This window comes from Pseudomonas sp. E6002, from assembly GCF_013385565.1.
GTDB lineage: Bacteria > Pseudomonadota > Gammaproteobacteria > Pseudomonadales > Pseudomonadaceae > Aquipseudomonas.
Genome location: NZ_JACAPT010000001.1, coordinates 414,482 through 423,534, shown reverse-complemented (window position 1 = coordinate 423,534; position 9,053 = coordinate 414,482). Strand labels below are relative to the sequence as shown.

At 61.8% G+C, this 9,053-nt stretch carries 8 protein-coding genes; 5 read left to right on the top strand and 3 right to left on the bottom strand.

Annotation, left to right across the window (positions count from 1 at the left end; all coding sequences use genetic code 11):
* Positions 1-35: 35 nt before the first annotated feature.
* Genes sixA through HX815_RS02100 form a run of 3 tightly spaced genes read right to left on the bottom strand, consistent with a single transcriptional unit; the run spans position 36 to position 1,865 of the window.
* On the bottom strand, positions 36-485 hold the full coding sequence (gene sixA / locus HX815_RS02110) for a phosphohistidine phosphatase SixA (protein ID WP_177027740.1): 450 nt from the start codon (positions 483-485) through the stop codon (positions 36-38).
* Positions 482-829 (bottom strand): DUF4389 domain-containing protein, encoded by a 348-nt coding sequence (locus HX815_RS02105; RefSeq protein ID WP_003210547.1) that lies wholly within the window; start codon positions 827-829, stop codon positions 482-484. The genes sixA and HX815_RS02105 overlap by 4 nt, the downstream gene beginning before the upstream one ends.
* Positions 830-839: 10 nt before the next feature.
* Complete coding sequence (locus HX815_RS02100) at positions 840-1,865, bottom strand: NAD(P)H-dependent glycerol-3-phosphate dehydrogenase (RefSeq protein ID WP_003210548.1); 1,026 nt, start codon at positions 1,863-1,865, stop codon at positions 840-842.
* 195 nt (positions 1,866-2,060) lie between these two features.
* Between HX815_RS02100 and HX815_RS02095 the strand changes: the two genes are divergently transcribed.
* From HX815_RS02095 to fabB, 5 genes are all read left to right on the top strand, one after another.
* A complete protein-coding gene (locus tag HX815_RS02095) occupies positions 2,061-4,193 on the top strand; it encodes a TonB-dependent siderophore receptor (protein WP_087694449.1) in 2,133 nt (710 codons plus the stop codon).
* A 20-nt stretch (positions 4,194-4,213) separates the two neighbouring features.
* Positions 4,214-5,125, top strand: coding sequence for an ABC transporter substrate-binding protein (locus HX815_RS02090; protein WP_177027739.1), 912 nt, complete (start codon positions 4,214-4,216; stop codon positions 5,123-5,125).
* Positions 5,122-7,023 carry an ATP-binding protein gene (locus HX815_RS02085; RefSeq protein ID WP_177027738.1) on the top strand — a complete coding sequence of 634 codons (1,902 nt, stop codon included), beginning with the start codon at positions 5,122-5,124 and terminating at the stop codon, positions 7,021-7,023. The genes HX815_RS02090 and HX815_RS02085 overlap by 4 nt, the downstream gene beginning before the upstream one ends.
* Positions 7,024-7,271: 248 nt before the next feature.
* On the top strand, positions 7,272-7,778 hold the full coding sequence (gene fabA / locus HX815_RS02080; RefSeq protein WP_177027737.1) for a 3-hydroxyacyl-[acyl-carrier-protein] dehydratase FabA: 507 nt from the start codon (positions 7,272-7,274) through the stop codon (positions 7,776-7,778).
* Positions 7,779-7,789: 11 nt separating this feature from the next.
* On the top strand, positions 7,790-9,010 hold the full coding sequence (gene fabB, locus HX815_RS02075) for a beta-ketoacyl-ACP synthase I (protein WP_003210553.1): 1,221 nt from the start codon (positions 7,790-7,792) through the stop codon (positions 9,008-9,010).
* Positions 9,011-9,053 lie beyond the last annotated feature (43 nt).

The window sequence follows — 9,053 nt, the reverse complement described above, 5'->3', positions numbered from 1 at the left end:
AAGAAACGGATATGTACCCAAAACCAAACCCAACCTTAAGGATTCCGAACACTCAAAAGACTCATCAACCCCGCCAACGGAAAATCCCCCTCCAACTCCGCCAAACTCGCCGTACTCATAGCCTGCGGCTGCCGCAAATGCCCATGCTGCAAATAACTGATCAGCCCCCCCACAAACGGCTGATGGCTAACCAGCAACACATCATCGTCATTGTCGAGATGCTTGAGCACCTCCAACGGATTACTCTCCGGCGTCAACCAAGGCACAGTGCGGACATCCGGCTCAAACCCCAACGCCTCCCGCACCAACTGCGCCGTCTGCTGCGCCCGCACATACGGACTGGCAATGATCGCCCGAATCGGCTGCCCGATCAGATGCGCCGCACTGCGCAACACCTCATCGCACCCATGGGCCGTCAAATTACGCTCGGCATCCGTACGCGCATGCCCCTCGGCCTCACCGTGACGCAACACCCACACCTTCATAGCTTGGGTTCCTCATCACGCGCCGGATGCGGTGCAGGCGGCACACTGTGGGCAGCCTCACCTTCCGGTGCACGGGGCGTCGGCCAATCGGCGAACGGCCAAGGCTTCTGATCACTGTGAAAACTGCCAAACCGCCCAATCTGCGCCAAGAACTGACTCAGGCTGTCACCAAAATTCATCAGCCCCAGGTTCGGTGCCCCATACACCAGGCGATAAACCAGTTGCACCACCACCAGCGCCCCCAGCAGAAACTGCGCCACTTGCCACACCAGGGCAAACACCAGCATCCACAGGACACGCAGGCCGATGGACTCGTACTTGGGTGCTGCTTTCGGATCGTTCATGACGCGTTCCTCAGTTGAAACCACTGGTGGAAATAAAGTCGACATCGGTCTTCGGCTCGGCCCGCATCAGCAACTCGATGACCTGGTTCAAGGTGCGCCCTTCAAACAGGATCGCGTGCAACCCGGCAACCAGCGGCATATACACCCCGACCTCCTGAGACTTGGCCTTCAGCACCTTCAGGGTGTTGACGCCTTCCGCCACTTCGCCCAAACGCGTCACGGCGTCTTCCAGGCTCAAGCCCTGGCCAAGGGCAAAACCGACCTGATAGTTGCGGCTTTTCGGTGACGAGCAGGTGACGATCAGGTCGCCCACACCCGCCAGGCCAAGGAAGGTCATCGGGTTGGCGCCCTGATTGACCGCAAACCGGGTCATCTCGGCCAGGGCGCGAGTGATCAGCATGCTCTTGGTGTTTTCACCCATGCCCAGCGCAACCGCCATGCCGGCGATGATCGCGTAGACGTTCTTCAACGCCCCGCCCAGCTCGACGCCGAAACGGTCGGCACTGGCGTACACGCGGAAGGTGCGACCGTGCAGCACCTCCTGCACCCGCTCGCAGAGTTCTTCGTCTTCACTGGCGATCACCGTGGCAGTCAGCGCGTGCTCAGCCACTTCCCGCGCCAGGTTCGGCCCGGACAACACGCCAATCCGCGCTTCGGGGGCGATTTCTTCAAGGATCTCGCTCATCAACTTGAAGGTGTGCGCCTCAATGCCCTTGGTCAGGCTCACCAGCAGCTTGCCCGCCAGCCGCTCGGCATGGGGTGCAAGCACCGAACGCAAAGCGCTGGAGGGCAGCGCGACGAAGCACAGGTCGCATTCGTCCAGCGTCGCCTGTAAATCAGTCACCGGCTCCACGGCCGGCAGAATCTTGATGCCTTTAAGGTAACGGGGGTTTTCCCGGTTGACCCGAATGGCTTCGGCTTGCTCGGGGTCACGCATCCATTGGCGCACCCGGTGACCATTTTCAGCCAGCAGATTAGCCACGGCGGTACCAAAACTTCCGCCTCCCAGGACCGCAATAGGGCGCTGTTCAGTCATATGCAATCCGTTAATCCATAGCAGTGGCGATGGCCGCATTATACGGAGCGACCCGCCTGCGGCCAGCCCCCGCGTCAATTCAAACGCTTGTCGGAAAATGCGACATTTGTGCGAAGTAATTACAGGGCCGACGACTGGCAAAAGGCCCCACCTCAGTTAACATGGGCGGCTATCCGTAATTATCAAGGCCGTGCCGTGTATTTGGGCCCTCCTCCTCGCTCATCCCTTTTGCTGACGTTGTTGTGCATGCCGTGGTGCAGTGTGCCGGTGCTGGCTGACGACCTGTTCCTCGACAGCCAGCCGCTGCCGCAGGTGCTGACCGCCACCCGGCTCAAGCAATCGGCCGCCGCCGTGCCCGGCAGCATGACGGTGATCGACAGCGAGCTGATCAAGGCCAGCGGTGCGCGGGATATCCCCGAACTGCTGCGGCTGGTGCCCGGGATGATGGTCGGCTACACCACCGGCAACCAGGCCGCCGTGAATTACCACGGCACCCAGGCGGGCGATGCGCGGCGCATGCAGGTGTTGATCGATGGGCGCTCGGTGTACCGAGCGGGCCTGGCCACGGTGGACTGGAGCGATATTCCGGTAGCCCTGGAAGACATCGACCGTATCGAGGTCTTCCGCGGCCCCAATACCGTCAGCTACGGCGCCAACGCGCTGATGGCCGTCGTCAACATCCTCACCCGCTCGCCGGCCAACAGCCATGGCACGCGGATGAAACTCACCCAGGGCGGCCGAGGGATCAACGACTGGTACGCCAGCCAGGGCATGGGCTGGGACACCGGCGATTTGCGCCTGTCACTCTCCGGTCAACAGGACGATGGCTTTGACAGCGACCGCGTGGGCGCTGACCGCCGCGACGGGCGCCGCCTGAACCGCTTCAGCCTGGCCGTGAGCCAGACCCTGAATGCGCAACAAAGCATCGACTGGCAACTGGACGCCAAGGAAGGCACCAACCAGCGCCCTTACACCTACCAACCGGTGTTCGACGGGATTACCGAAGGCGGTAACAATTCCGACGTCAGCGCCAAGGACTATGCCGGTTCCCTGCGCTGGAACTTCGACTTCAACCCCGATCACAGCCTGTATATCCAGGGTTCGGCCCAGCAGTGGGATCGCCGGCAGATCTGGCGCGCGTGCGATGCCAAGGTCTCGTTCAGCCCGGAACTGACGCAGCTGTGGCAGCTCAACCCCAACTATGCCGAGCGACTGGCCCGGCACATGAACAACTTCAACCCAGGCAACCTCCCACCCGGCAGCGCCGCCGAGCAGGCACTGGCCCGCCAGGTGCTCCAGCAATGGGGGGACGGCGGCAAGGACCCGGTCTGCGGCAACATCGACCAAAGCACCAAGGAAAGCCGCTACGACCTGGAGCTGCAAGACACCCTCAGCCTGTCCGACAGCCTGCGCCTGGTCAGCGGCATGAACTACCGCTACGACCGCGCCGACTCCGACACCTACTTCAACGGCACCCTGGACGACACCACCTGGCGCCTGTTCGGCCACCTGGAATGGCGGGCCAGCGAACACTGGCTGCTGCAGGGCGGCGCGATGTACGAAGACACCCACCTGAGCGGCAACTCGCTGACGCCACGGGTGGCCGTCAACTACCTGATCAACCCGCGCCACGGCCTGCGCGCGGTGTACTCCGAAGCCATTCGCTCCCCGGACATGTTCGAGAACAACGTCAACTGGAGCTACCGCGTCACCAACCTCAGCTCGCCGGCCTACGGCCAGAACTCCGGCCAATACTTCGTGGTGACCCGCGGCCCGGGCAACCTCGACAAAGAGCTGATGCGCTCCCGGGAGCTGGGCTACAACGGCTTTTTTGCCGACATCGGGCTGAACGTCGACGTGAAGCTGTTCTACGACGAAATCAGCGAAATGGTCAGCGAGCCGCTGCGCAACAACCAGTACATCGCCAGCAACTCGAACAGCTCGCGCTTTACCGGCACCGAAACCCAGCTCGACTGGCACATGAGCACCGCCGACCGGCTGCGCGTCACCTATGCTTATGTGGATGCCAGCGCCACCAACCCCCTGGACAGGCAGCAGACCGCCCGCAACAGCGGCTCGGCCGGCTGGATGCGGGAATGGGGCCATGGCTGGTCCAGCGCGGTGTTCTACTATGGCGACGATGCGCTCAACCAGTATCGCTTCGAACGGGTCGACCTGCGGGTGGCCAAGCGCATTGCCTTGGGCAAAGCCAACGTGGAGCTGGCCGGCATGTTGCAACAACGCCTCGACAATCAGCCCACCACCTGGCGCGACAACAACTATGACCAACGCCACGTGCTCTACTTCAGTGCGGAGTTAGAGTTCTAGTGGACAGCGACTCGTCACGGATGACCCTGCCCTTTACCGCCCGGCTCTGGCGGTGCTGTGTGTTGCTTGGGGTTTTACTGTTCGGCGCACCGACATGGGCAGCGGATATCCTGCTGACCGCCGACGAAGACGGCCCGGGCGTACAAACATTCGTCCAGGCCCTGGCCCTGCAGCGTCCCGAAGACAGCGTGAAGTTCACCCCGCTCAAGGACCTGCCCGCCCCTGCAAACTTGTCGACCAGCACCCGCCTGATCCTGCTGGACTTGCCCAGCCTTGATTGGCGCCTGCAAGACGCCCAGGGCCCACCGACCCTGGTGCTGCGCATCAGCCGCCTGCAAGCGCGCCAGCGCCTGGGTGCCACGTTGCCTGCGAAGATCAGCCTGCTGTGGAGCGACCCACCGCTGGACCGACAACTGCGCCTGATCACCGGCATCCTGCCTCAGGCCCGGCGCATCGGCGTGCTCTATGGCATCGACAGCGAGTTCCTGCTGCGCGAGCTGCGCCAGTACGCCGCGCCCATGGGCCTGGAGATCGTGCCCCAGCTTTGGGAAAACATTAATGACAGTCGCCCGCTGCAAAGCCTGTTCAAGAACAGCGACGTCTTGCTGGGGCTGGATGATCCCCAGCTGTACAACCCGAAAACCGCGAAAAACCTGCTGCTCAGCAGCTACGCCAGGCAATTGCCACTGGTCGGGCCCAACGCCGGGTTCGTCAAGGCCGGCAGCCTGGCCAGCACCTACAGCGATCAGACCGACTGGCTGGATGTGCTCGACCGCCTGCTGGATCATGCGCCGGCCAGTTGGCCGCGCTCGCTGTACCCGGAACGTTTCAAAGTCGTAGGCAACCCGCAGGTTGCGCGCTCACTGGGGATCGAACAGGTGGACGAAACCAACGTCGCCGCCCGCCTGGCCGAAGGAGAAAAACGCCCATGACATTTCGTCGCCGTTGGGACATCAACACCCGGACCCAGCTCATTACCCTGGGCCCGGCACTCCTGCTGACGCTGCTGTTGATCAGCTTCTTCACCTTCGTGCGGATCCAGGACCTGCGCCAGGAACTGGACCACACCGGCCAGTTGATCGCCAACCAACTGGCGCCGGCCACCGAATACGGGGTGATTTCCGGCAACAACGACGTGCTTGAAAGCCTGTTGCGGGCCACCCTCGCCACGCCGCACGTGCGCTTCCTGGAGATTCAGGACAGCGCAGAAAATATCCTGGTGTATGTCGAGCAACCGTCGGAGAAGCACGATCGCTCGCTGTCGGTGAAAGTCTTCCAGGCGCCGATTCGCCTGCAACATATCCAGCTGGGCAATGACTTCTTCCAGGACAGTACTGCCGAGCCCAAGGCCCCGCGCGCGGACTACCTGGGGCGAGTGATTGTCGGCATGTCCAACGATGCGTTCAGCCAGCGCCAGCAGGAAATCCTGTTCAAGGCCGGGATTCTCGCGCTGTTCGCCCTGCTGTTTACCTTCCTGCTGGCCCGGCGCCTGGCGGCCAGCCTGTCGCAACCGATCAGCGCCATGGGCAATGCGGTCAAGGCGATCCAGCAGGGCGATTACCAGACGCCGCTGCCCATCGTGGATGACTCGGAGCTGGGCGACCTGTCGCGCCACATCAATAACCTCGCCGATGGCTTGAACCAGGCCAGTCGTGAACAGCACCAGGCCATGGCCCAGTTGATCCAGACCCGCGAAGAAGCCGAGCGGGCGAACAATGCCAAGTCGGACTTCCTGGCGATGATGAGCCATGAATTGCGCACGCCGATGAATGGGGTGCTGGGCATGCTGCAACTGCTGGAAACCACCGACATGACCGAGGAACAGACCGAATACGCGGCACTGGCCTCGGAGTCCACCGAACACCTGCTGAAGGTGATCAACGACATCCTCGACTTCTCGCGCATCGAGCGCGCGGCCCTGGAGCTTGAGCACATTCCGTTCGACCTGGTGGAGCTGATCAGCAGTTGCGCCCTGGCCTTCCAGCACGCCGCCCAACAACGCGGGCTGGCGCTCGAAGTGCCGATCCCCCAGGGCCTGGGCTCGCTGCAAGTACAGGGCGACCCGACCCGCATCCGGCAGATTTTGGTGAACCTGATCGGCAATGCCCTGAAGTTCACCGAGCAGGGCACCGTCACCGTCGAACCCCACTGGCAGACCCTGGACCATGAATTGCTGTGGTTCACCTGCACCGTGCGCGATAGCGGGATTGGCATTTCCGCCGAGCGCCTGGAACTGATGTTCGATGCGTTCCAGCAAGCCGACAGTTCCATTTCAAGACGTTACGGCGGCACCGGACTGGGACTGCCTATCGCACGCACCCTGGCCGAACGCATGGGCGGCACCCTGCGCGCCCAGAGCGAAGAAGGCCACGGCTCGGTGTTTACCCTGGAAATTCCGCTGGCGATCTACCAGCAGAGCTTGCCGGTGCTCGCGCCGAATACCGAAGGCAATGGCCGTGCGGGCGAAGGGCGCAACGTGTTGCTGGTGGAAGACAACCCGGTCAATCGCACGGTGGTCGAAGCCATGCTGCGCAGCCTGGGGTTCGAGGTGAGCATCGCCACCGACGGCGCCGAAGCGATTCGCAGCGCCGAGAGCCTGATTTTTACCGCAATCCTGATGGACTGCCGACTGCCGGGCATCGATGGCTACGAGGCTACCCGGCAGATTCGCCAGTTGCCCGGTTGCGCCGAGCTGCCAATCATTGCCCTCACGGCCAATGCCTTGCAGGGCGATCGCGAAGCCTGCCTGGCAGCTGGAATGAACGATTACCTGGCAAAGCCGTTCAAACGCACGGATTTGCAGCAAATCCTGCAGAGATGGGTGCAGTAACACGGTGCCATCAGCCAACTGCGACTGGCGTGAAAGACGAAAGTGCGGCAGTCTTAGGCACCCGAACGGGCCCGTAAACCGGCCCGGTTTATAATTTCAGTGCACAAGTGTACATTCATGACCTTGACGCTGTGACTTTCACTACAACGCAATAGTCTATGTGTAGGCTGCCGATATGAGGCATGAACGCTTCAGTCGGCCGGGAAGATTTGCCCTGCCCTGCCGCATGGGATTATTGAGGAGCTCGCATGACCAAACAAAACGCCTTTACTCGGGAAGACCTGCTGCGCTGCAGTCGCGGTGAGCTGTTCGGCCCAGGTAACGCGCAACTGCCCGCCCCGAACATGCTGATGGTGGATCGCATCACCCATATCAGCGAAGAGGGTGGCAAGTACGGCAAAGGTGAATTGGTCGCCGAGCTGGATATCACCCCTGACCTGTGGTTTTTCGCCTGCCATTTCGAAGGCGATCCGGTGATGCCGGGCTGCCTGGGCCTTGACGCCATGTGGCAGCTGGTCGGTTTCTACCTGGGCTGGCAAGGCCTGCCGGGCCGCGGTCGCGCCCTGGGTTCGGGCGAAGTGAAGTTCTTTNNGCCGACCGCCAAGAAAGTCACTTACAACATTCAAATCAAGCGCGTCCTCAAGGGCAAGCTGAACCTGGCCATTGCCGATGGTTCGGTGACTGTCGACGGTCGCGAGATTTATACTGCCGAAGGCCTTCGGGTCGGCGTATTCACTTCCACTGACAACTTTTAAGGGTTATCCGCATGCGCCGCGTCGTTATCACTGGTCTGGGCATTGTTTCGTGCCTGGGCAATGACAAAGAGACCGTCTCCGCTAACCTGCGTGCAAGTCGCCCTGGCATCCGCTTCAACCCGGAATATGCCGAAATGGGTCTGCGTAGCCAGGTTTCCGGCTCCATCGACCTGCCCCTCGAAGAGCTGATTGATCGCAAGATCTATCGCTTCGTCGGCCACGCAGCCGCTTACGCCTACCTGGCCATGAAGGACGCGATCACCGATTCCGGCCTGAGCGAAGACCAGGTGTCCAACGTACGCACCGGTCTGATCGCCGGTTCCGGTGGCGCGTCGACCTTGAACCAGATGGAAGCGCTGGACATCCTGCGCGAGAAAGGCGTCAAGCGCGTTGGCCCGTACCGCGTCACGCGGACCATGGGCAGCACCGTTTCCGCCTGCCTGGCCACGCCGTTCAAGATCAAGGGCGTGAACTACTCGATCTCCTCCGCTTGCGCCACCAGTGCTCACTGCATCGGTACCGCTGTAGAGCAGATCCAGTTGGGCAAGCAGGACATCGTGTTTGCCGGCGGCGGTGAAGAAGAACATTGGAGCCAGTCGTTCCTGTTCGACGCCATGGGCGCCCTGTCGACCCAGTACAACGAAACCCCGGACAAAGCCTCCCGCGCCTATGACAAGAACCGTGATGGTTTCGTCATTGCCGGCGGTGGCGGCATGGTGGTGGTCGAGGAGCTGGAACACGCCCTGGCCCGTGGTGCGAAGATCTACGCGGAAATCGTCGGCTACGGCGCGACGTCCGACGGCTACGACATGGTTGCGCCAAGCGGCGAAGGCGCCATCCGCTGCATGCAGATGGCCATGTCCACCGTTGATACCCCGATCGACTACCTGAACACCCACGGTACTTCGACTCCGGTCGGCGACTCCAAGGAAATGGAAGGCGTGCGTGCGGTATTCGGCGACAAGGCTCCGGCGATCAGCTCTACCAAGAGCCTGTCGGGTCACTCCCTGGGCGCCGCTGGCGTTCACGAAGCGATCTACTGCCTGCTGATGATGGAAGGCAACTTCATGGCGGGTTCTGCCAACATCGAGGAACTGGACCCGGACGTGGCTGACATGCCTATCCTGACCAAGACTCGTGAAGATGCGACCATCAATACAGTGATGAGCAACAGCTTCGGCTTTGGTGGCACTAACGCCACCCTGGTGCTGAAACGCTGGCAGGGTAAGTAAGCTCTCGCAGCTTGATCGCCTGAAAACGCCCCGACTGGTTCGG